Source organism: Cupriavidus taiwanensis LMG 19424 (assembly GCF_000069785.1).
GTDB classification, from domain to species: domain Bacteria; phylum Pseudomonadota; class Gammaproteobacteria; order Burkholderiales; family Burkholderiaceae; genus Cupriavidus; species Cupriavidus taiwanensis.
Map to the genome: position 1 here is coordinate 788,791 of NC_010528.1, position 21,271 is coordinate 810,061.

Here is a 21,271-nt window from a genome sequence, read left to right on the forward strand (position 1 = left end):
GGGCTGGGGGGCGTCAGGCGCGGCGGGCAGGCTGGCCCATCCAGTGATGCACCAGGTCGACGGTGGCGCCGGTGGCGGCCTCGTCGCACTGCAGCACCAGCAGGTCGCCCGGCACCAGCTGGCTCAGGGCGGCCTCGATGGCGCTGGCGCGCGTGCCTTCGTCGATGATCTTGGTTACGCGCCGGCCTTCGTACAGGCCCTGCTTGAGCAGCGCGCGCGCCTCGGCGTCGGGCAGGGCGCGCTTGACGCTGCGGTCTTCGCACAGGAACACGCGATCGAAATGCTGGCCCAGGACCTTGCCCTGGCGCACCAGGTCCTGGTCGCGCCGCTGCACGCCGGCGCCGTAGACCACCATGCGGCGCTCGGCCGGGAAGCGCTCCAGCGCGGTCGCCAGCGCTTCCAGCGCGGGGGCATTGTGGGCGTCGTCGACCACCACCGTGGCGCCGTTGCGCTCGAACAGCGTAAAGCGGCCCGGCACGTCGACCTGGCCCACATCGAAGGTCACCACGCCGGCGCGGATCAGGTCATTGGAGATGCCCAGCGCCCAGCCGGCGGCCACCGCCGCCAGCACGTTCTCGATCTGGAACGCGACGCGGCCGGCATAGGTCAGCGGCACCGCGGCCACGTCCACCAGCGCGGTCTCGCTGGTGCCGGTGGCCAGCACGATCTTGCCTTCGCGCACGTACACCGCGCGCTTGCCCGCGGCGCGGTGCGAGACGATCGCCGGCAGCTCCGGGGTCAGGCCGAAGAAGATCACGTCGCCGTCGCACAGTCCGGCCATCTCGACCAGGCGCTCGTCGCGCGCGTTGAGCACGGCGGCGCCGTCCTGCAGCACCACGTCGACCTGCGTGCGCAGCACGTTGTACATGCGGTCTTCGTCTTCGACGTAATAGTCGCCGAGATGGTCGGGCTGGTCGAAGTTGGTGACCACGCCCACCTGGCAGCGGTCATAGGCCAGGCCCTCGGACAGGATGCTGCCGCTGTCGTTCTCGAACACGGCGGCCTCGACCGCGCGGTTCATCAGGATGCGGTGGCCGGCTTCCCAGTTGGCGCGGTCGCCGCTTTCGACCTGGCGGCGGTCGAGGAACAGGCCGTCGCTGCAGGCCAGGCCGGTATGCTTGCCCGACAGCTGCAGCAGGCGCGCCACCAGGCGCGCCACCACGGTCTTGCCGTTAGTGCCGGTCACGCCCACCACCGGGATGCGGCCCTGGTCGTCGTCCGACTCGGGGAAGAGGTGGTTGACGATGGCGCGGCCCACCGGGCGCGGCGTGCCCTCGGCGGGCTTGATATGCATCAGCAGCCCGGGGCCGGCGTTGACTTCGACGATGGCGCCGCGCTGTTCGTGCAGCGGGCGCGAGATGTCCTCGGCCACCAGGTCCACGCCGGCAATATCCAGCCCCACCACGCGCGCGGCCAGCGCGGCATGCGCGGCGACGCTCGGGTGCACGCGGTCGGTGACGTCGAAGGCGACGTTGCCGTTGCGCTGGATCAGCACGGTGCGGCCTTGCGGCGGCACCGAACTGCCGTCCATGCCCTGGCGCTTCAGTTCCAGCCGCGCGGCGGAGTCCAGCCGCACGCGGTTCAGCGGGTGATCCTCGGTGTTGCCGCGGCGCGGATCGGAATTGATCTGCAGTTCGATCAGTTCGTCGATGGTCGACTTGCCGTCGCCGACCACGCTGGCGGTCTCGCCCATGGCGGCGGCCACCAGGCGTCCCCCCACCACCAGCAGGCGGTGCTCGTTGCCGGGGATGAAGCGCTCGACGATAACGCCGCTGCCTTCGTCGATGGCCACGCCGTAGGCGGTTTCCACTTCCTCGCGGGTCATCAGGTTGGTGAACACGCCACGGCCATGGTTGCCGTCATAGGGCTTCACCACCACCGGCACGCCGATGTCCTCGGCGGCATCCCAGGCGTCTTCCGGCGATTCGACCAGGCGGCCTTCCGGCACCGGCACGCCGCAGGATTCGAGCAGGCTCTTGGTCAGGTCCTTGTCGCGCGAGATGCTTTCGGCGATGGCGCTGGTGCGGTCGGTCTCGGCGGTCCAGATGCGGCGCTGGCGCGCGCCGTAGCCAAGCTGCACCAGGTTGCCGTCGGACAGGCGGATGGCGGGGATGTCGCGGTCGTCCGCGGCATCGACGATGCAGGCGGTGCTGGGGCCCAGGCAATGCTTGTCGACCAGGCGGCGCAGGTGTTCCACCGTGGCCGCGACGTCGTAGGGGCGGTCCTCGATCGCGGCCATGACCAGGTCGCGCGCGCCGAACAGGGCGGCGCGGGTGACTTCCTCGTGCCAGGCGCGCACGATCACCTTGTAGACACCGCGCACCGGGGTTTCGCGAGCCTTGCCGAAGCCGCCCGGCATCCCGGCCAGATTTTGCAGCTCAAGCGTCACGTGCTCCAGGATATGGCCCGGCCAGGTGCCTTCCTTCAGCCGCTGCAGGAAGCCGCCGCGCTCGCCGATGCTGCAGCGGTGCTCGATCAGCGATGGCAGCCACGCCGACAGGCGCTCGTAGAACCCCGGAATCGTGTTGGAGGGAAAGTCCTCCAGTTCCCCGATATCGACCCATGCCTCCAGGACGGGCCGATATGTCCACATATTCGGGCCGCGCAGCGACATGACATCGACAATCTCAATGTCCTTCTTTTTCATTGAATTAGCTTGAGGCAGTGGGCGGAACGCCCGAGAAATGGAAGCCTAACCTTTCAGTAACGTTACAGCACAGAGCGGGTTGACTTTCTTGGTGTAAAAGTGATTGTGCAATGCATCAGGGCTACCCGCGCGTTCGTCGTTATGTATACTGCGGGCGAATTCGCGGGCCGCCAGCGCGTGCCCGGCCTAAATTGTTTCAAGTTATGTCCGCAATCCCTGGACGCACGCCGCGCCATCCATGACCCAGTCCTCCTTGCCTGTCCCTACCGCTACCGCCGCCGATGAACCCTGGCAGGCTGAAGCCGGATCGTGGCTCCGACCCGGCGAGACTGTCCTGGCCGGACTGGCGCTGGACCTCGATGCGAGGCTGCATTTTACCCAAGGGTGGCTGGTTGTGACGGACCAGCGCATCGTTGCCCACGCCCCCGGCGAAAAAATTGTGCGGGAATGGAACATCGCCCCGGCGCTGCGCCTGTCGCATACCGACCACGCCGGGGTGGGGACGCTGGAACTGAGCGGACCGGCGGGCCGGCTCGCCACCTGGCGATATACGCTTGGTTACAATCCGGCGGCCTTGCGGCTGGCGGACCAGTTCGAGGCCCAGCGCGACGCCGCCGCCTCGCGCCCGGCGTCCGGTGGGGGCGAGGTGTTGTGCCCGACGTGCAAGGCGCCGCTGCCGCCGGACGAGGAACAGTGTCCCCAATGCAGCCGCGAACTGGAGACGCCGCCTTCAACCTGGGCGCTGCTGCGCCTGTGGCGCTTCGCCCGGCCATACCGCTGGCAACTGCTCGGCGGCTTCCTCCTGACCCTGTTGTCGACCGCCGCCACGCTGGTGCCGCCGTACCTGACCATGCCGCTGATGGACAAGGTACTGATCCCGTTCCAGAACGGCGTGCCGATCGACTATGGCCTGGTGCGCCTGTACCTGGCCGGGCTGCTCGGGGCGGCGCTGGTGGCGTGGTCGCTGGGCTGGGCGCGTACGTATTTGCTGGCGCGGGTATCCGAGCGCATCGGCGCCGACCTGCGCACGACCACGTATGAACACTTGCTGAAGCTGTCGCTGGAGTATTTCGGCGGCAAGCGCACCGGCGACCTGATGGCGCGCATCGGCTCGGAAAGCGACCGCATCTGCGTGTTCCTGTCGCTGCACCTGCTGGACTTCGCGACCGACGTGCTGATGATCCTGATGACGGCGGTGATCCTGGTCTCGATCAACCCGTGGCTCGCGCTGGTGACGCTGGTGCCGTTGCCGTTTATCGCGTGGATGATCCACCTGGTGCGCGACCGCCTGCGTCATGGCTTCGAGAAGATCGACCGGATCTGGTCGGAAATCACCAACGTGCTGGCCGACACCATCCCCGGCATCCGCGTGGTCAAGGCGTTCGCCCAGGAAAAGCGCGAAGTCACGCGCTTCCGCGAAGCCAACAAGCACAACCTGGCGATCAACGACCGCGTCAACGCGGTGTGGTCGCTGTTCACGCCGACGGTGACGCTGCTGACCGAGATCGGGCTGCTGATCGTGTGGGTGTTCGGCATCTGGCAGGTGTCGCACAGTGCCATCACGGTGGGCGTGCTGGTGGCGTTCCTGACCTATATCAGCCGCTTCTATACGCGGCTGGATTCGATGAGCCGCATCGTCTCGGTGACGCAGAAGGCCGCCGCCGGAGCCAAGCGCATCTTCGACATCCTCGACCATGTGTCGAGCGTGCCCGAGCCGGCGCGGCCGGCGCGGCTGGACCGGGTCGAGGGCGCGATCGACATGAGCGACCTGGGCTTCCGCTACGGCAACCGCGCGGTGATCCGCGGGCTGAACCTGTCGATCGCACCGGGCGAGATGATCGGCCTGGTCGGCCACAGCGGCTCGGGCAAGAGCACGCTGGTCAACCTGATCTGCCGCTTCTACGATGTCTCGGAGGGTGCGATCCGGGTCGACGGGGTCGATATCCGCTCGCTGCCGGTATCGGAGTACCGCCGCCATATCGGCCTGGTGCTGCAGGAGCCGTTCCTGTTCTTCGGCACGATTGCCGACAACATCGCCTATGGCAAGCCTGATGCCACGCGCGAAGAGATCATCGCCGCGGCGCGTGCCGCCCATGCGCACGAGTTCATCCTGCGGCTGCCGCACGGCTATGACTCGCTGGTCGGCGAGCGCGGCCAGGCGCTGTCGGGTGGCGAGCGCCAGCGCATCTCGATTGCGCGCGCGCTGCTGATCAACCCCCGCATCCTGATCATGGACGAGGCCACCTCGTCGGTCGACACCGCCACCGAGAAGGAAATCCAGAAGGCGCTCGACAACCTGGTGCAAGGCCGTACCACCATTGCCATCGCGCACCGCCTGTCGACGCTGCGCAAGGCCGACCGGCTGGTGGTGATGGACCGCGGCCAGATCGTCGAAGTGGGCAGCCACGACGAGCTGCTGCTGCGCGAAGGCGCGTACTACAAGCTTTACCAGGCGCAGGCGCGCAATGTCGACACCGAAGACGACGATGCCGAAGCGCCCATCCAGATTCCCGAAACCGCCCATGCCCAATGACATCGCCGCCGCCGCGCGGGCCCCTGTATTCACGCTGGACCGCAATCCGTTCGGCCGCCTGGTGCTGATCGCCGAGGATGGCACCGTCCATGAAGGCGTGGTGCCGGTGCGCGCTTTCCCGATCTCGGCGCCGCAGGGCGGCATCGGCATGATGAGTGCCGACGGGCATGAGGTGGTATGGATTCCGCGGTTGGAAGATCTGCCGGTCGCCGAGCGCGACATGATCGAGGCGGAGCTGGCCTCGCGCGAGTTCATGCCGGAAATCGAGCGTATCGTCAGTGTGTCGACCTACGCCACGCCCAGCGTGTGGACGGTGAAGACCGACCGCGGCCAGACCGACCTGGTGCTGCGCGGCGAAGAGGCGATCCGGCGCCTGGCCGGCAGTACGCTGCTGATCTCGGACACGCACGGCATCCACTACCTGATCCGCGACCTGATGGCGCTGGACAAGCACAGCCGCAAGATACTCGACCGCTTCCTATGAGAGGCAGGGCGCGGCAGCCTGGCCACCGCGCTCGCCAGGCGCCGCCGGGAGGTCAGTGCAGCAACTCGGACGAATCGTCCTCGTCGTCCCAGTCGTCGTGCATCACCGGCACATCGGGCGCCATGTCGAATACCATCGAGTGATAGCGCACGCTGAACCACTCGCGGAACATCTTCAGCGATAGTTCCTCGGGCCATGACGAGTCGTCGAACCATTCGCCGAGCATGAATTCGAAGAATTCCTGCCAGCGCTTCTCGACCCAGCGCACGGCGTTCTCGTGCGTGTCAGCCAGTTCCTCGGGCAGCAGGAATACGCTCTGGTCTTCGCGCACCTGCTCCAGCGTGAGGCCGGCCACGGGCTGGGGATCGACTGCCTGGATCCACTCCAGGAACGGTTGTTCCGGGACCAGGGCGATCATGGAGCGGTTGATGGTGAAGCGGGGATGGTCGGACATCGCGAAAGCCTTGAAGGACTGCAGCGGGCTATTGTAGTCCTTCGGTTCCCGGATGTAGCGATGAACCATGCCTGCGTCACATCCCGGCCGCGCTCGCGGTTACTGGTAGTCCAGCGTAAATACCATCGAACTGGTGACGGTACCCGGCGACGGGGTGCCGCCGAGGCTGGCATAGCGGGCGCCGAAACGATAGGTGGCGGGTACGTTGGCCTGGATGCTGCCCATGGCATTGCGCACCTGCAGCGGTACCGGCGCGGTGCCGCTGGCATTCATGATCTGCACGCCCGCGCCGCTCGCCGCGCCGGCAGTCCCGGCATTGCTCAGGCCCAGGATGCCGGCCGGGGCCGACATCACTGGCGTGCCGGCGGCACCGTCCAGCGTGATGCCGACGATGGCTGCGCTGTTGCAATTCAGCTGGATGGCGAACGGCGTGTTGCCGCCGGAGCCTTGCGTGGCGAGCGTCCTGGCGCTGATCGCCGGCAGGCTGACTGTGGTGGGAGAGAGGACATGGCAGGAAATTTCGCGTGTTGCGATCGTGCCGGAAATGCCGATGTAGTTATTGCCTGCGCCACCCAGCGCACCGTCCCGAGAGCCGTTATACACCCCGAAGCCAAAGATGGTCTGGGAGGGGTCGAGGCTGCCAGACGCAATCGGGCCGGTTTTGACGAATTCGATGGTGACGGAAACCGAATAGGTCATGTCGGCGTTGAGGTAGCCCAGGTTGGCCGAGCGGGTGTCGCACCAGATGGTCGAAGCATTGGTGACCGGCTGGCCGGCCGCATTGCGCAGGCGAATCCCGACGCCCGCGACACCGGTGGAGTAAACGCCTGGCATCACTTCGGTGCCTGAGCCGTAGTAGCACGAGATGATGGGCGCGCCAGGCACCACCCAGGGCGCCACGTTGGCGCAGCTGCCGCTGAACTGGTAGCTGCGCACCGTGCCGGGAATCGTGCTGCCGACGGTAAGGTTCACCGCTACCGCCATGCTGTCGAGAGTCTGCAGAATGGGCATCGCCGGCGTGGCAGTGCAATTTGCATGGGCGAGGTGCGGTGCTGCCAGGCACGCTATCACGACCAGCCAGCGACGCACGAGATGGAAGAATTGTGTTCTGTTCATAACAGGGGTCAAGGATGTGGCTGCCTCGCGCAACGCCGCGGCGCGCTGGAGCCAGCCAATGACAACCAGCGGCATGCCAGTCAAGATTCCTTGCTACGATAGGACCCGCACGCTCGTGAATCGATAAGGCTTGGCCTATTTTGGGTTGGGAAATTTTCCCGTTCGCTGACCGGCGCACCAAAGAAAAAGCCCTCGGCCGGGTGGGCGAGGGCTTGAAGTGGCAGCGGGCGAGTCGCGGATCGCCCGCATTGCATCTTGGGCCTGTGTGGCAGGTCCGGCATCCCCAAATCTGGGGATGTTGTTTTTTCCGCGGCTGTGCCTCTGCCGCCGGGCAAAGAAAAACCCGCGCAGCCTGAGCTGTCGCGGGTTTCTGGTCCTGCTGGTGCTGCATCGGACTGAATACTGGTGGAGCCGGCGGGAATCGAACCCGCGTCCGCAAGCCCTCCACAGAGAGTTCTACATACTTAGTTCTGTCATTTGATTTAACCGGCGCATCGCGGACGAACACGCTCTACGACGGCGAGTCACTAGGTTTTCGTCCCCGGCTTCGTGACCCTTCCGGAGCTTATCTGACGTAAATGACCTCGCGTGGTCTTGCGACCCTAGCCCGTCAGCGAGCCAGTGCGAGGACGGCGGCCCTTAGGCTGCCAGTGCGTAACGTTCGTCGTTAGCAGTTATTGCATTCCCATTGATTAACGAGGTGACGGGTCCTCGGTATGCCCTCCACTGCTTTGTAACCCACGTCGAAACCAGGTCGGCCCCAGTGAGGAAGCTGGATTGTACCCGGTTGGACGCAAGCTGTCTTGGGGAGTTCCAGGGCGTGCCCCCGGATACTGCCAGCGCACTTTCAGGCGACCGCGGCGGGCACCAGCAGCGGGATCAGCTCTGACGGGTGGCGGATCAGGTGGTCCGCGCCCCAGGCCTCGGGCGGCTCCCCTTCGCCGCAGTAGCCATAGGCGGCGGTCACGGTGACCATGCCGGCGGCCTTGCCGGCCTGGATGTCGCGCAGGTCGTCGCCGACATAGACGCAGCGGCGCGGGTCGACGCCGGCACTCGCGGCGGCATGCAGCAGCGGGGCGGGGTGCGGCTTGGCGTGCGGCGTGGTGTCGCCGCTGACCACGGCACTGGCGCGGGGCGCCAGCCCGATCGCGGCGACCAGCGGCACCGTGAAGCGCGCGATCTTGTTGGTCACGATCCCCCACGGGATGCCTGCGGCCTCGAGCGCGGCCAGTACCTGCGGCATGCCGTCGAACAGGCGGGTGTGAACCGCGATGTCGGCCTCGTAGTAATCCAGGAAGGTATCGCGCAGCGCAGGAAACTCCGCATCTTCCGGCCGCAGGCCGAAGGCGGCGCCCAGCAATCCGCGCGCGCCGTGTGATGCCACCGGACGCAGCTTGTCGTAAGCCACCGGCGGGCGGCCGCGTTCGATGACCAGCCGGTTCGCCGCCGCGGCCAGGTCCGGCGCGGTGTCGGCAAGGGTGCCGTCGAGGTCGAAGAAGACGCCTGCGAACCCTGCGGATGCGAACCCCGCGCTCATGCCGCCACCCGGCGGAACGCCATCAGGTAATTCACATCGGTGTCGCGGCCCAGCGTATAGACCTGCGACAGCGGGTTGTAGGTCATGCCCCGCATCTCGATCAGGTCGAGTCCGGCCTGGCGCGCGAAGCGGGCCAGTTCGGCGGGCGTGATGAATTTCTCGTAGTCGTGGGTGCCGCGCGGCAGCATGTTGAGCACGTATTCGGCGCCGACGATGGCGAGCAGGTAGGCCTTCAGGTTGCGGTTGATGGTCGAGAAGAACACATGGCCGCCCGGACGGACCAGCGTCGCGCACGCGTGCACGATCGAAGCCGGGTCCGGCACGTGTTCCAGCATCTCCATGCAAGTGACCACATCCACGCTGGCCGGCTCGCGCGCGGCCAGCGCTTCGGCGGCGATCTCCTCGTAGGTCACGGCAACGCCGGACTCGAGGCTGTGCAGGTCGGCCACCTTCAGCGCCTTGCTGGAGAGATCGATGCCGCGCACGGTGGCGCCGAGGCGCGCCATGCTCTCGGACAGGATGCCGCCGCCGCAGCCCACGTCGACCACCCGCTTGCCCGCCAGTGCGGCGATGCCATCGATCCAGCCCAGGCGCAGCGGGTTCAGTTCATGCAGCGGCTTGAACTCGCTCTGCGGATCCCACCAGCGGTGGGCCAGTTCGCTGAACTTGTCGATTTCCTTGGGGTCGGCATTCCGGCGCGGCGGTTGCTGGCTGGCGGCGTCGGCTGCGTGGAGGGTGTGCGATTGCAACGTCATCGTATGCGGGTCCGGCGGCGCTGGCCGCGGCGGGTGATGGAAGGAGACAGTCCGGGCAACTGTACCAAAAAAAAAGCCCAGCTTGCGCTGGGCTTCTTGGATCGGAAGAGCTCCGATTAACGTGCGCTGCGGGTGCCGACCACTTCGACTTCCACGCGGCGGTTCGGCTGCTGGCAGGCGATCTGCGACTTGCGGTTGCCCTTGCACGACTTCGGGTCGACCTTCAGCTGGCGCTTGCCCTTGCCTTCGGTGTAGACGCGGTTGGCTTCAACGCCCTTGCTCACCAGGTAAGCCTTGACCGATTCAGCGCGGCGGATCGACAGGCGATCGTTGTACTTGTCCGAGCCGAACGAGTCGGTGTGGCCAACGGCGATGATGACTTCCAGGGTGATGCCTTGCAGCTTCGACACCAGGTCGTCCAGCTTGGCCTTGCCTTCGGGCTTCAGCACAGCCTTGTCGAAGTCGAACAGGGTGTCAGCAGCGAAAGTGACCTTCTCGCTCGAAACCACCGGAGGAGCCACCGGAGCCGGAGCCGGAGCGGCCACAGCCGGAGCCAGGGCGCCGTCGCACAGCGCGTTGGCCGTGGCCGGGGTCCAGGAGCTGTCGCGCCAGCAGAGCTCGTTCGTGCCATTCTTCCACACGTACTCGCTCGTACCGTTGCCCCAGTTGTCGTTCACTGCCTTCTTTTCATAAGGGACGGACTGAGCTTGAGCGGATGCAGCCATTACTGCGGTAGCTGCAACGAGCGCGAGCTTGGCAAATTTTTTCATATTTCTCCTCTCAGGATGAGATCACCGCAGGGTTACTGCGAGCAAATGGACGAAAACAAGTCATACATTCTTCGGAGTATAACATTCTCGATGTGGTGGATGCTCCACTTCGAACAATGTCTGGCTCTTCGCTGGGGAATTGTGCCACAAGGGTCGTTTCCTAAGAAGTAAATATATTCGATTCGCCGCACGGGTTTTGGGCCTGTGGTGTTTGTGCAACATGGGTCTTGTGTCGCCCGCAAAGCCTTGTGGCATCAGGGATTCCGGGTTTCAGTGCTGCCCTCGGAGGGGCGCTGCGGGGCCTGTCCGGGGAGCGGCGGGCAGGGGTTGCCGGCATGTTAGAATGGCACGTTGGCCAGCCGTCAGGCGCCCCTCGGCGCCGCGTGCCAAAGGCCCTGCCATTTGCTTAAACCTGCCGCATAAACCACGCCGCAATGGATCCATTCGCAAAAGAAACCCTTCCGGTCTCCCTAGAAGAGGAAATGCGCCGCTCCTACCTGGATTACGCCATGAGCGTGATCGTCGGGCGCGCGCTTCCCGATGTCCGGGATGGCTTGAAACCGGTGCACCGGCGCGTGCTGTATGCGATGCACGAACTCAACAACGACTGGAACCGCGCCTACAAGAAGTCGGCCCGTATCGTTGGGGATGTGATCGGTAAGTACCATCCGCACGGCGATACCGCTGTCTACGACACCATCGTGCGCATGGCGCAGGACTTCTCGCTGCGCTACATGCTGGTCGACGGCCAGGGGAATTTCGGTTCCGTGGACGGTGATAACGCCGCGGCCATGCGTTATACCGAAATCCGCCTGTCGAAAATCGCGCACGAGATGCTGCATGACATCGACAAGGAAACCGTCGATTTCGACAGCAACTATGACGGCTCTGAAAAAGAGCCTTCGATTCTCCCGGCGCGAATTCCCAATCTGCTAATCAATGGTTCGTCGGGTATTGCCGTCGGCATGGCCACCAATATCCCGCCGCATAACCTGAATGAAATCGTCGACGGCTGTCTGCATCTGCTGCGTAACCCGCAGGCGACGGTGGACGAGCTGATTGAATTGATTCCGGCGCCGGATTTTCCCACCGCCGGCATTATCTATGGCATTCAGGGCGTTCGCGAAGGCTACCGCACCGGCCGCGGCCGCGTAGTGATGCGCGCCAAGACGCACTTCGAGGATATCGACCGCGGCCAGCGCCAGGCCATCATCGTTGACGAGCTGCCGTACCAGGTCAACAAGCGCACGCTGCTGGAGCGCATTGCCGAGCTGGTCACGGAAAAGAAGATCGAAGGCATCTCGGATATCCGCGACGAGTCGGACAAGTCCGGCATGCGGGTGGTGATCGAGCTCAAGCGCAACGAGGTGCCCGAGGTCGTCCTCAACAACCTATATAAGAACACCCAGCTGCAGGACACCTTCGGCATGAACATGGTGGCGCTGGTCGACCGCCAGCCGCGCTTGCTGAACCTGCGCCAGATGCTGGAGTACTTCCTGGCGCACCGCCGCGAGGTCGTGACCCGCCGCACGGTGTTCGAACTGCGCAAGGCGCGCGAGCGGGGCCACGTGCTGGAAGGGCTGGCGGTGGCGCTGGCCAACATTGACGAGTTCATCGCCATCATCAAGGCGGCGCCGACACCGCCGATTGCCAAGCAGGAGCTGATGAGCAAGGCGTGGGATTCCGCGCTGGTCCGCGAAATGCTGGCCCGGGCGGAAGGCGAAACCCCCGGTGGGCGCGCGTCGTACCGGCCGGACGGGCTGCCGGCGGTATTTGGCATGCAGCCGGACGGCCTGTACCGGCTGTCCGATGGCCAGGCGCAGGAAATCCTGCAAATGCGCCTGCAACGCCTCACTGGCCTCGAACAAGACAAGATCGTCCAGGAATATCGCGACATCATGGCGGAAATCGCCGACTTGCTCGACATCCTGGCGCGTCCCGAACGCATTACTACCATCATCATCGACGAGCTGACGGCGATTCGCGCCGAATTCGGCGATGAGCGGCGCTCGCAGATCGAGCTGAACGCGACCGAGCTGGATACCGAGGACCTCATCACTCCGCAGGACATGGTGGTGACGCTGTCGCACAGCGGCTATATGAAGAGCCAGCCGATCTCCGAATACCGCGCGCAAAAGCGTGGCGGCCGGGGCAAGCAGGCGGCGGCGACCAAGGAAGACGACTGGATCGACACGCTGTTCGTGGCCAACACCCACGACTACATCCTGTGCTTCTCCAACCGTGGCCGGCTGTACTGGCTGAAGGTCTATGAGGTACCGCAGGGCTCGCGCAACTCGCGCGGGCGGCCGATCGTCAACATGTTCCCACTCTCGGAAGGCGAGAAGATCAACGTCATCCTGCCGGTGCGGCAGTTTGACGCCGAGCATTTCATCTTCATGGCGACCGCGCGCGGTACGGTCAAGAAGACGGCGCTGACCGAATTCTCGAACCCGCGCAAGGCCGGCATCATCGCGGTCGATCTCGACGAAGGCGACTACCTGATCGGTGCGGCCGTGACCGACGGCCAGCACGACGTGATGCTGTTCTCGGACGCCGGCAAGGCGGTTCGCTTCGACGAGAACGATGTGCGCCCGATGGGCCGCCAGGCGCGCGGCGTGCGCGGCATGAACCTGGAAGAGGGCCAGGCGGTGATCGCCATGCTGGTGGCGCCGGCCGAGACCGCTGAAGAGGCGGCGGATGCAGGCGTGCGCGGCAGCGTGCTGACCGCGACCGAGAACGGCTACGGCAAGCGCACGCCCATCGCCGAGTACACTCGACATGGCCGCGGCACCAAGGGCATGATTGCGATCCAGACGAGCGAGCGCAACGGCCGTGTGGTGGCTGCTGCACTGGTGTCGCCCGAAGACGAAATCATGCTGATCACCACCGGCGGCGTGCTGATCCGTACGCGCGTGGCAGAAATCCGCGAGATGGGCCGCGCCACCCAGGGTGTCACGCTGATTAACGTGGACGAAGGCACCAAGCTGTCCGGGCTGCAGCGCATCGTCGAAAGCGATGCCGACAACGGCGGCAATGGCGAGGAGCCGGAGGAAGCCGACGGTACGGAAGGCGCCGAGGGTGCCGCCGGTGCGGATGCCGACGCGAAGCCCTAAGGCAAAACGTAAATTGTTGCAACAATAGGACGCCAGCCGGAACTCGCCTCGCGGCTGTCCGGACTAAAACGGACGTATTTACCAGGGAGTCACAATGCTCAAAACCTATCGACGTATCGCTGTTCTGGCTGCTTTTGTCCCGACCTTCATGGTGGCGCAGCATGCCCACGCACAGGACGCGGAAAAGACAGCGGCCATCAAGGAACTGCTTTCCGTCATGCAGGCAGACCAGGCTGTGAAGGGCCAGGCAGAGAACTGGCAGCAGGGCGCGAAGCAGGAAGCGCCGCTGGTCCTCGAGCAGGTGCTGGTCGAAAACAAGACCCTGAGCGACAAGCAGAAGCAGGCCGCCGTTGAAAAGCTGAAGAAGAACGGCGCGGTCCAGCGCATCGTCGATGGCGCCGGCACGGCGTTCACCACGGACGGTTTCCGCAAGGACGCCATCCAGGCGCACTACGATGCCTTCGGCAAGTACTACACCACGCAGGAACTGAAGGACCTGACCACCTTCCTGAAGTCGCCGACCGGCCAGAAGTTCATGGCCAACCAGGGCAAGGCAACGCAGGAAATCTGGGGCTCGATGATGCAGAAGTACGGCCCGCAGGTCGGCAAGTCGATGCGTGACGCCGCCGAGAAGGAAATCACCGCCGCCTCGAAGTGATGCCGGTGTGATCCGCAACGGATCGGCCGGCCCCCGCCCGACCGCGTTCGGGCGGGCGCTGCAAACCGGGGGGCTGACCCCCGGGCGCCCAACGGGGCGCGGGTTTGAGGGATAATGGCTGCTTGGGTAACACCGGCAGCCATTTTTCCATCCCCCGTCTCATGAACGATCCCCAGAATCCCGCTCTCGCCGGCATGATGCAGCGTGCATTGGCCGAACGCGTCTACAACTTCTCGCCCGGCCCGGCAGCGCTGCCTGCCGAAGTGCTGCAACAGGCTGCCGAGGAGATGCTGTCCTGGCGCGGGACCGGGGTGTCGGTGATGGAGATGAGCCACCGCAGCCGCGAGTTCGAAAGCATCCACAACCAGGCCATCGCCGACCTGCGCGAACTGCTGCATATTCCCGCCAACTACCGCGTGCTGTTCCTGCAGGGCGGTGCCATCGGCGAAAACGGCATCGTGCCGCTGAACCTGATGCGCCTGCGCCATGCCGACGCGCCCAAGGCCGACTTCGTCGTCACCGGCACCTGGTCGGTCAAGACCGAGCAGGAAGCACGCCGCTACGGCGCGGTCAATATCGCCGCCAGCAGCGAGGCCCAGAAATACCACCGCATTCCGGACGTGGCCGACTGGAAGCTGTCTGACGACGCCGGTTACGTGCACCTGTGCACCAACGAGACCATCGTCGGCGTGGAGTTCCAGGACATTCCGGACATCGGCCAAGTCAAGGGCAACCGCGTCGTGGTGGCGGACGCGTCCAGCCATATCCTGTCGCGGCCCATCGACTGGTCGCGGGTGCAGGTGGTCTACGGCGGCGCGCAGAAGAACATCGGCCCGGCAGGCGTCACCATCGTGATCGTGCGCGAGGACCTGATCGGCCACGCCCATCCGCTGTGCCCGTCGGCATTCAACTGGCGCCTGGTGGCCGAGCACAACTCGATGTACAACACGCCGCCGACCTATGCGATCTATATCGCTGGCCTGGTGTTCCAGTGGCTCAAGCGCCAGGGTGGCGTGCCCGCGATCGAACAGCGCAATATCGCCAAGGCGTCGGCGCTGTACGACTACCTCGACCAGAGCGATTTCTATCGCAACGAGATCCATCCCAGCTGCCGCTCGCGCATGAACGTACCGTTCTTCCTGGGCGACGAATCGCGCAACGAGGCGTTCCTGCAGCAGGCGCGGGCCAATGGCCTGGTGCAGTTGAAGGGGCACAAGACCGTGGGCGGCATGCGCGCCAGCATCTATAACGCCATGCCGCTCGAAGGCGTGATGGCGCTGATCGACTTCATGCGCGAATTCGAGCGGACCTCCGCCTGACGCGCATTCCCGCTGGCGGGCCCGCGCATGCCATTCGCGGCGTGCCGGCCGGCGCGGGACGTTTTCCTGGCCGCCACGCCTGGCGGCCTACCGGATTGATACAACATGACAAGCCAAGACCGCACCCCCGCGCGCGAGGAGACGCCGCCCAATGCGCCGCACAACGGCGACAGCCACCTGAGTGATGCCGAGCGCAAGCTGTCGGTCGAACTGGGCCCGCTGCGCGAGCAGATCGATACGGTGGACCGCGAGCTGCTGGCGATGCTGAATCGCCGTGCGAAGCTGGCGCTCGAAGTGGGCGAGGTCAAGAAGAAGTACGGGGCACCGGTGTTCCGTCCGGAGCGCGAGCTGCAGGTCATCCGCAAGGTACAGGGCGCCAACCCGGGCCCGTTGCTGGGGGAAAGCGTGGCGGCCATCTGGCGTGAGGTGATGTCGGCCTGCCGCGGGCTGGAGAAGCCGCTGGAAGTGGCGTTCCTGGGCCCGGCCGGCACCTTCTCGGAGCAGGCGCTGTACGCGCATTTCGGCCACGAGGTGTCGGGCGTGCCTTGTCCGAGCATCGACGAGGTGTTCCGCGCGGTCGAGGCGGGCACGGTCGAGTACGGCGTGGTGCCGGTCGAAAATTCGACCGAGGGCGCGGTGTCGCGCACGCTGGACCTGTTCCTGCAGACTTCGCTGAAGATCAGCGGCGAGATCGCGCTCAAGGTGCACCACAACCTGATGGCGTCGACGCCAGACATGAAAGGCGTCACGGTGGTGCGCGCGCATGCGCAGGCGCTGGCGCAGTGCCAGCACTGGCTGACCGCCAACTACCCGCACCTCGAGCGCCAGGCCGTGTCGAGCAACGCCGAAGCGGCGCGCATGGCAAGCGAAGACCCCACCGTGGCCGCGATTGCCGGCGAGTCCGCCGCCAACCGCTACCACCTGCACCTGGTGCGCACGCATATCCAGGACGATCCGCACAACCGCACGCGCTTTGCCGTGATCGGCCGCTATGAGACCGAGCCCTCGGGCAGCGACCAGACCTCGCTGATCCTGTCGGTGCCCAACAAGGCCGGCGCGGTGTACCAGTTGCTGGCGCCGCTGGCCGCGAACGGCGTGTCGATGTGCCGCTTCGAGTCGCGTCCGGCGCGCAGCGGCGCGTGGGAGTACTACTTCTACGTCGACGTGGAAGGGCACCAGCATGAGCCGGCGGTGGCGCGCGCAATCGAAGAGCTGCGCCGCAATGCTGCCTACCTGAAGGTGCTGGGCTCGTATCCGTCGAGCAAGTAAGGCAGCCGGAAAGAACAAGGAGACGAGATGGCAGAGCAGGGCAAGCAGGGCGGCGCGACCACGGTATTCGGGCCGGACTATGTGCGGGCGATTTCGCCATACGTGGCTGGCAAGCCGATTTCCGAAGTCGCGCGCGAGTTCGGCCTGGACGAGGCCGGCATCGTCAAGCTCGCCTCCAACGAAAACCCGCTGGGCATGCCGGATTCGGCCCGCGCTGCGGTGGCCGCGGCCGTCGCTGAACTGGGCCGCTATCCCGACGCGAACGGCTTTGCGTTGAAGGGTGCGCTGTCGGCGCGCTTCGGCGTGCCGGCCGAGTGGCTGACGCTGGGCAACGGCAGCAACGACATCCTTGAGCTGGCCGCGCATGCGCTGGTGGAGCCGGGCCAGTCGATCGTCTATGCCGAGTACTCGTTCGCGGTGTACGCGCTGGCCACGCAGGAGATCGGCGCCCGCGCCATCGAAGTGCCCGCGCGCGACTACGGCCATGACCTGGACGCGATGGCCGCGGCGATTGCACCGGATACGCGCCTGGTCTTTATCGCCAACCCCAACAACCCGACCGGCACCTTCCTGCCGGCTGCGCAGCTCGAAGCCTTCCTGCAGCGGGTGCCGCGCCATGTCGTGGTGGTGCTGGACGAGGCCTACAACGAGTACCTCGATGCCGACCAGCAATACGATGCGATTGCCTGGGTGCGCCGCTATCCCAACCTGCTGGTGTCGCGCACGTTCTCCAAGGCCTATGGCCTGGCGGGGCTGCGCATCGGCTATGCGGTGGCGCAGCCGGAACTGACCGACCTGCTGAACCGCATCCGCCAGCCGTTCAACGTCAACAGCGTGGCGCAGGCAGCCGCCATGGCTGCGCTGGCCGATACCGGTTTCCTGCGCCGCAGCGCGGAACTGAACCGTGACGGCAAGCGGCAGCTGACCGAGGCGTTCGACCGGCTCGGCCTGGAATACGTGCCGTCGTCCGGGAATTTCGTGCTGGTGCGGGTGGGCGACGATGATGGCGCCGGCGCGCACGTGAACCTGGCGTTGCTCAGGCAGGGCGTGATCGTGCGCCCGGTGGGCAACTACAACCTGCCGCGCTGGCTGCGCGTGACCATCGGCTTGCCGGAAGAAAACGCGGCGTTTATCGCGGCGCTGGAGCGGGCGCTGGCCTGAGCCCGGCCGCTGCCAACGCCGGTGGCCTTGCCACCCGATGATTGACCTCGGTCTGAACCGAACTACCGCCGCTTGCGGCCTGTGATTGTGAGTGCATTGCATTTTTCCCGTGTTGTCATTGTCGGCGTCGGCCTGATCGGCGGCTCGCTCGCGCTGGCGCTCAAGCGCGCCGGCGTGGTGGGCACGGTGGTCGGGGTGGGGCGCTCGGCCGCTTCGCTGCAGAAGGCGCTGGACCTCGGTGTGATCGACGAGGCCGCGACGCTGGCCGATGCCGCGCGCGGTGCCAGCGTGATCGTGCTGTGCGCGCCGGTGGCGCAGAACTTTGCCTTGCTGCACGCGCTAGAGCCGCACCTGCAGCCGGGCACCATCGTCACCGATGCCGGCAGCACCAAGTCCGACGTGATCGTCGCGGCCAAGACCGCGCTGGGCGACAAGGCCGCGCAGTTCGTCCCCGCGCACCCGATCGCCGGGCGCGAGCTCAACGGCGTCGAGGCCGCGCTGCCGGACCTGTATGTGGGCAAGAAGACGGTGCTGTGCCCGCTGCAGGAAAACGCGCGCGCCGACGTCGCCGCCGTGCGCGCCATGTGGGAAAGCGCTGGCGCGGATTGCCACGTGATGTCGGCGGTGCAGCACGACGCCGTGTTTGCCGCTGTCAGCCACCTGCCGCATGTGCTGTCGTACGCGCTGGTAGCCCAGGTGGCCAATGCGGAAGACGCGGCGCTGAAGCTGGATTTCGCCGGCGGCGGTTTCCGCGACTTTACGCGTATCGCGGCCTCGTCCCCGGAGATGTGGCGCGACATCTGCGTGGCCAATCGCGAGGCGCTGCTGCGCGAGCTGCAGACCTACCAATCCGTGCTGGCGCACCTGAAGACGCTGATCGAGAAGGGCGACGGCGATGCGCTCGAGCGCATCTTCACGCGCGCCAGCAAGACCCGCCTGGCCTGGGGCACCGAGCGTGCCGCGGGCAACCATATCGAACCCTGATGGCCTTGGCCACTCGCCCGACCGCGGCGCCCCGGCGCCCACGACATCCATGGAACACCTGACGCTAGGCCCCCTGACCCGCGCCACCGGCACCGTCCGGCTGCCGGGCTCGAAGAGCATCTCCAACCGCGTACTGCTGCTGGCCGCGCTGGCCAACGGCGAGACCCGCGTGCGCGACCTGCTCGATTCCGACGACACCCGCGTAATGCTGCAGGCGCTGCGTACGCTGGGCGTGGCATGGCGCCAGGACGGGCCCGACTACATCGTCACCGGCGCCGGCGGCAACTTTCCGGTCAAGTCGGCCGAGCTGTTCATGGGCAACGCCGGCACCGCGATCCGTCCGCTGACCGCCGCGCTGGCGCTGCAGGGCGGCAGCTACAAGCTGTCCGGAGTGCCGCGCATGCACGAGCGGCCGATCGGCGACCTCGTCGATGGCCTGCGCCAGGTCGGCGCGGTGATCGACTACCTTGGCAACGAAGGCTTCCCGCCGCTGCATATCCAGCCGGCCAGCCTGCGCATCGACGCGCCGATCCGCGTGCGCGGCGACGTCTCGAGCCAGTTCCTGACCGCACTGCTGATGAGCCTGCCGCTGGCGCAGTCCGCCAGCGGCCGCATCGAGATCGAAGTGGTGGGCGAGCTGATCTCCAAGCCGTATATCGAGATCACGCTGAACCTGCTTGCGCGTTTCGGCATCGAGGTGGAGCGGCAGGGCTGGGAGCGCTTCATCCTGCCGGCCGGGACGGCTTACCGCTCGCCGGGCGAGATCTTTGTCGAGGGCGACGCGTCGTCGGCGTCGTATTTCCTCGCCGCCGGGGCCATCGGCGGCGGTCCGGTGCGGGTCGAAGGCGTCGGCATGGCCAGCATCCAGGGCGATGTGCGCTTTGCCGATGCGCTCAACCGCATGGGCGCCAATGTGATGGCGGGCGACAACTGGATCGAAGTGCGCGGCACGGAGCGCGACGACGGGCGCCTGCATGGCATCGAGCTGGACTGCAACCATATTCCCGATGCGGCCATGACGCTGGCGGTGGCGGCGCTGTTTGCCGAAGGCACCACCACACTGACCAACATTGCCAGCTGGCGCGTCAAGGAAACCGACCGCATCGCGGCGATGGCAACGGAACTGCGCAAGCTGGGTGCGGTCGTGGAGGAGGGCGCCGACTACCTGCGGGTGACGCCGCCACAGCCCTGGCAGACGCCGGCCGACGGCATTGGCACCTATGATGACCATCGCATGGCGATGTGTTTCTCGCTGGCCGCGTTCGGGCCGCTGCCGGTGCGGATCAACGATCCGGGCTGCGTGGCGAAGACGTTCCCGGACTATTTCAGCGTATTTGCCGGCGTTACGCGCTGACCAGGCCGGCGCCGGCGCCCCCGTTGCCGGGCGCCGCGGCATTGGCGGGCGTGGCCGACGACACCTGGCGGCGTTCGCGCTTGTCCCAGTATCGGTCGAAGAAGTAGTGGGCCACGGTATTGATGGCGGGTTCGATAAAGGTGACCGCACCGCTCACGGCGAGGCTGCCGGTCAGCGCATAGGTCACGCTGAACGCGATGCCGAGGTGCATGATGCCGAACGTCAGGGTTTTTGCCATGGTAGATTGCCTCGCGACCAATACTGAGGGATGCACTGCTTCTTGCAGTGGGATGCCATGGATCAAATGATAATGATTCTCAATAGAATTAACAATCAATCGTTTCACTGGGTGCCATAAGCAATGACTATCGTCAACGTCATCACCATTGACGGGCCGACCGCCTCCGGCAAGGGCACGGTGGCGCACAAGGTTGCCGACGCGGTGGGCTTCCACCTGCTCGACAGCGGCGCGCTGTACCGGCTGGTAGCGCTGGCCAGCGACCGCGCGGGTGTTGACCTGGCCGACATCGACAGCCTGACGAGGATCGCTTCGCGCCTGGATGTGAAGTTCGGTCCTGACCGCGTCTGGCTGCAAGGCGAGGAAGTGAGCCTCGCCATCCGCGCCGAGGCGATCGGCAACCGCGCCTCGGCCATCGCCGTGCACCAGCCGGTGCGCGACGCGCTGACCCAGCTGCAGCGCAGCTTTCGCAAGCTGCCAGGGCTGGTGGCGGACGGCCGCGACATGGGCACCGTGATCTTCCCGGACGCCCAGCTCAAGGTGTTCCTGACGGCCAGTGTCGAGGCGCGTGCGCGCAGGCGCTATAAACAATTGATTGATAAGGGAATTTCTGCTAATATCGAAGACCTTTTGCGTGACCTCGAGGCGCGCGATGCGCGGGATCGCACCCGTGCCGCCGCGCCGCTGCGTCCCGCCGAGGATGCAAAGCTGCTCGATACCTCCGACATGACGGTGGATCAGGCAGTGGCGCAGGTGCTGGAGTGGTTTGCCGCTGTGCGGCCCGATGCATGACATGCACCGGGCGCATCCGTCAAAGCGGCGCGCCCCTTCCGTACCCGATGGCGCCGGTCCGGGCTTTGCCCCGGCTGGCTTTTGTCA

At 65.9% G+C, this 21,271-nt stretch carries 17 protein-coding genes and 1 other RNA gene; 10 read left to right on the forward strand and 8 right to left on the reverse strand.

Annotated elements, in window-relative coordinates; genetic code table 11:
* Positions 1–13: 13 nt before the first annotated feature.
* Positions 14–2,647, reverse strand: coding sequence for a cyanophycin synthetase (cphA, locus tag RALTA_RS03675; protein ID WP_012352071.1), 2,634 nt, complete (start codon positions 2,645–2,647; stop codon positions 14–16).
* Between the two features lie 238 nt (positions 2,648–2,885).
* Between cphA and RALTA_RS03680 the strand changes: the two genes are divergently transcribed.
* A complete protein-coding gene (locus tag RALTA_RS03680) occupies positions 2,886–5,180 on the forward strand; it encodes a cyanophycin metabolism-associated ABC transporter (RefSeq protein WP_012352072.1) in 2,295 nt (764 codons plus the stop codon).
* Positions 5,170–5,664 carry a cyanophycin metabolism-associated DUF1854 family protein gene (locus tag RALTA_RS03685; RefSeq protein WP_012352073.1) on the forward strand — a complete coding sequence of 165 codons (495 nt, stop codon included), beginning with the start codon at positions 5,170–5,172 and terminating at the stop codon, positions 5,662–5,664. Before RALTA_RS03680 ends, RALTA_RS03685 begins: the two co-directional genes overlap by 11 nt.
* Positions 5,665–5,716: 52 nt before the next feature.
* On the opposite strand, the gene RALTA_RS03690 is transcribed toward RALTA_RS03685, so the two are convergent.
* From RALTA_RS03690 to ompA, 6 genes are all read right to left on the reverse strand, one after another.
* Entirely contained in the window at positions 5,717–6,118 is a 402-nt protein-coding gene (locus tag RALTA_RS03690; protein WP_012352074.1) for a hypothetical protein, read from the reverse strand.
* Positions 6,119–6,217: 99 nt separating this feature from the next.
* Positions 6,218–7,309, reverse strand: coding sequence for a fimbrial protein (locus RALTA_RS03695; protein ID WP_012352075.1), 1,092 nt, complete (start codon positions 7,307–7,309; stop codon positions 6,218–6,220).
* Between the two features lie 328 nt (positions 7,310–7,637).
* Positions 7,638–7,996: a transfer-messenger RNA gene (gene ssrA / locus RALTA_RS28985) on the reverse strand.
* An 85-nt stretch (positions 7,997–8,081) separates the two neighbouring features.
* Complete coding sequence (gene gph / locus RALTA_RS03700; protein WP_012352076.1) at positions 8,082–8,771, reverse strand: phosphoglycolate phosphatase; 690 nt, start codon at positions 8,769–8,771, stop codon at positions 8,082–8,084.
* Positions 8,768–9,526: a bifunctional 2-polyprenyl-6-hydroxyphenol methylase/3-demethylubiquinol 3-O-methyltransferase UbiG gene (ubiG, locus tag RALTA_RS03705; RefSeq protein WP_041232069.1), complete on the reverse strand. Its 759-nt coding sequence runs from the start codon at positions 9,524–9,526 to the stop codon at positions 8,768–8,770. The genes gph and ubiG overlap by 4 nt, the downstream gene beginning before the upstream one ends.
* Positions 9,527–9,642: 116 nt before the next feature.
* Positions 9,643–10,296, reverse strand: a complete 654-nt coding sequence (gene ompA / locus RALTA_RS03710; RefSeq protein ID WP_012352078.1) for an outer membrane protein OmpA — start codon at positions 10,294–10,296, stop codon at positions 9,643–9,645.
* A 434-nt stretch (positions 10,297–10,730) separates the two neighbouring features.
* Between ompA and gyrA the strand changes: the two genes are divergently transcribed.
* From gyrA to aroA, 7 genes are all read left to right on the forward strand, one after another.
* Positions 10,731–13,409, forward strand: coding sequence for a DNA gyrase subunit A (gene gyrA, locus RALTA_RS03715; RefSeq protein WP_012352079.1), 2,679 nt, complete (start codon positions 10,731–10,733; stop codon positions 13,407–13,409).
* A gap of 94 nt (positions 13,410–13,503) precedes the next feature.
* Positions 13,504–14,067, forward strand: a complete 564-nt coding sequence (locus RALTA_RS03720; protein WP_012352080.1) for a DUF2059 domain-containing protein — start codon at positions 13,504–13,506, stop codon at positions 14,065–14,067.
* Positions 14,068–14,228: 161 nt separating this feature from the next.
* Entirely contained in the window at positions 14,229–15,386 is a 1,158-nt protein-coding gene (gene serC / locus RALTA_RS03725; RefSeq protein ID WP_041232070.1) for a 3-phosphoserine/phosphohydroxythreonine transaminase, read from the forward strand.
* Between the two features lie 105 nt (positions 15,387–15,491).
* Positions 15,492–16,655: a prephenate dehydratase gene (gene pheA / locus RALTA_RS03730; protein ID WP_012352082.1), complete on the forward strand. Its 1,164-nt coding sequence runs from the start codon at positions 15,492–15,494 to the stop codon at positions 16,653–16,655.
* Positions 16,656–16,682: 27 nt separating this feature from the next.
* Positions 16,683–17,816 carry a histidinol-phosphate transaminase gene (gene hisC / locus RALTA_RS03735; protein ID WP_012352083.1) on the forward strand — a complete coding sequence of 378 codons (1,134 nt, stop codon included), beginning with the start codon at positions 16,683–16,685 and terminating at the stop codon, positions 17,814–17,816.
* A gap of 87 nt (positions 17,817–17,903) precedes the next feature.
* A complete protein-coding gene (locus tag RALTA_RS03740; RefSeq protein ID WP_085960190.1) occupies positions 17,904–18,800 on the forward strand; it encodes a prephenate dehydrogenase in 897 nt (298 codons plus the stop codon).
* A gap of 49 nt (positions 18,801–18,849) precedes the next feature.
* Complete coding sequence (aroA, locus tag RALTA_RS03745; protein ID WP_012352085.1) at positions 18,850–20,154, forward strand: 3-phosphoshikimate 1-carboxyvinyltransferase; 1,305 nt, start codon at positions 18,850–18,852, stop codon at positions 20,152–20,154.
* On the opposite strand, the gene RALTA_RS03750 is transcribed toward aroA, so the two are convergent.
* Positions 20,144–20,392, reverse strand: a complete 249-nt coding sequence (locus RALTA_RS03750; RefSeq protein ID WP_012352086.1) for a DUF2061 domain-containing protein — start codon at positions 20,390–20,392, stop codon at positions 20,144–20,146. The genes aroA and RALTA_RS03750 overlap by 11 nt on opposite strands.
* A gap of 123 nt (positions 20,393–20,515) precedes the next feature.
* Between RALTA_RS03750 and cmk the strand changes: the two genes are divergently transcribed.
* Positions 20,516–21,184, forward strand: coding sequence for a (d)CMP kinase (gene cmk / locus RALTA_RS03755; protein WP_012352087.1), 669 nt, complete (start codon positions 20,516–20,518; stop codon positions 21,182–21,184).
* The last annotated feature ends 87 nt before the right edge of the window (positions 21,185–21,271 follow it).

Bases quoted from the DNA above. Each gene is read 5' to 3' on its own strand.
- cphA (WP_012352071.1), bottom strand. From the start codon at position 2,647: ATGAAAAAGAAGGACATTGAGATTGTCGATGTCATGTCGCTGCGCGGC.
- RALTA_RS03680 (WP_012352072.1), top strand. From the start codon at position 2,886: ATGACCCAGTCCTCCTTGCCTGTCCCTACCGCTACCGCCGCCGATGAA.
- RALTA_RS03685 (WP_012352073.1), top strand. From the start codon at position 5,170: ATGCCCAATGACATCGCCGCCGCCGCGCGGGCCCCTGTATTCACGCTG.
- RALTA_RS03690 (WP_012352074.1), bottom strand. From the start codon at position 6,118: ATGTCCGACCATCCCCGCTTCACCATCAACCGCTCCATGATCGCCCTG.
- RALTA_RS03695 (WP_012352075.1), bottom strand. From the start codon at position 7,309: ATGCCGCTGGTTGTCATTGGCTGGCTCCAGCGCGCCGCGGCGTTGCGC.
- gph (WP_012352076.1), bottom strand. From the start codon at position 8,771: ATGAGCGCGGGGTTCGCATCCGCAGGGTTCGCAGGCGTCTTCTTCGAC.
- ubiG (WP_041232069.1), bottom strand. From the start codon at position 9,526: ATGACGTTGCAATCGCACACCCTCCACGCAGCCGACGCCGCCAGCCAG.
- ompA (WP_012352078.1), bottom strand. From the start codon at position 10,296: ATGAAAAAATTTGCCAAGCTCGCGCTCGTTGCAGCTACCGCAGTAATG.
- gyrA (WP_012352079.1), top strand. From the start codon at position 10,731: ATGGATCCATTCGCAAAAGAAACCCTTCCGGTCTCCCTAGAAGAGGAA.
- RALTA_RS03720 (WP_012352080.1), top strand. From the start codon at position 13,504: ATGCTCAAAACCTATCGACGTATCGCTGTTCTGGCTGCTTTTGTCCCG.
- serC (WP_041232070.1), top strand. From the start codon at position 14,229: ATGAACGATCCCCAGAATCCCGCTCTCGCCGGCATGATGCAGCGTGCA.
- pheA (WP_012352082.1), top strand. From the start codon at position 15,492: ATGACAAGCCAAGACCGCACCCCCGCGCGCGAGGAGACGCCGCCCAAT.
- hisC (WP_012352083.1), top strand. From the start codon at position 16,683: ATGGCAGAGCAGGGCAAGCAGGGCGGCGCGACCACGGTATTCGGGCCG.
- aroA (WP_012352085.1), top strand. From the start codon at position 18,850: ATGGAACACCTGACGCTAGGCCCCCTGACCCGCGCCACCGGCACCGTC.
- RALTA_RS03750 (WP_012352086.1), bottom strand. From the start codon at position 20,392: ATGGCAAAAACCCTGACGTTCGGCATCATGCACCTCGGCATCGCGTTC.
- cmk (WP_012352087.1), top strand. From the start codon at position 20,516: ATGACTATCGTCAACGTCATCACCATTGACGGGCCGACCGCCTCCGGC.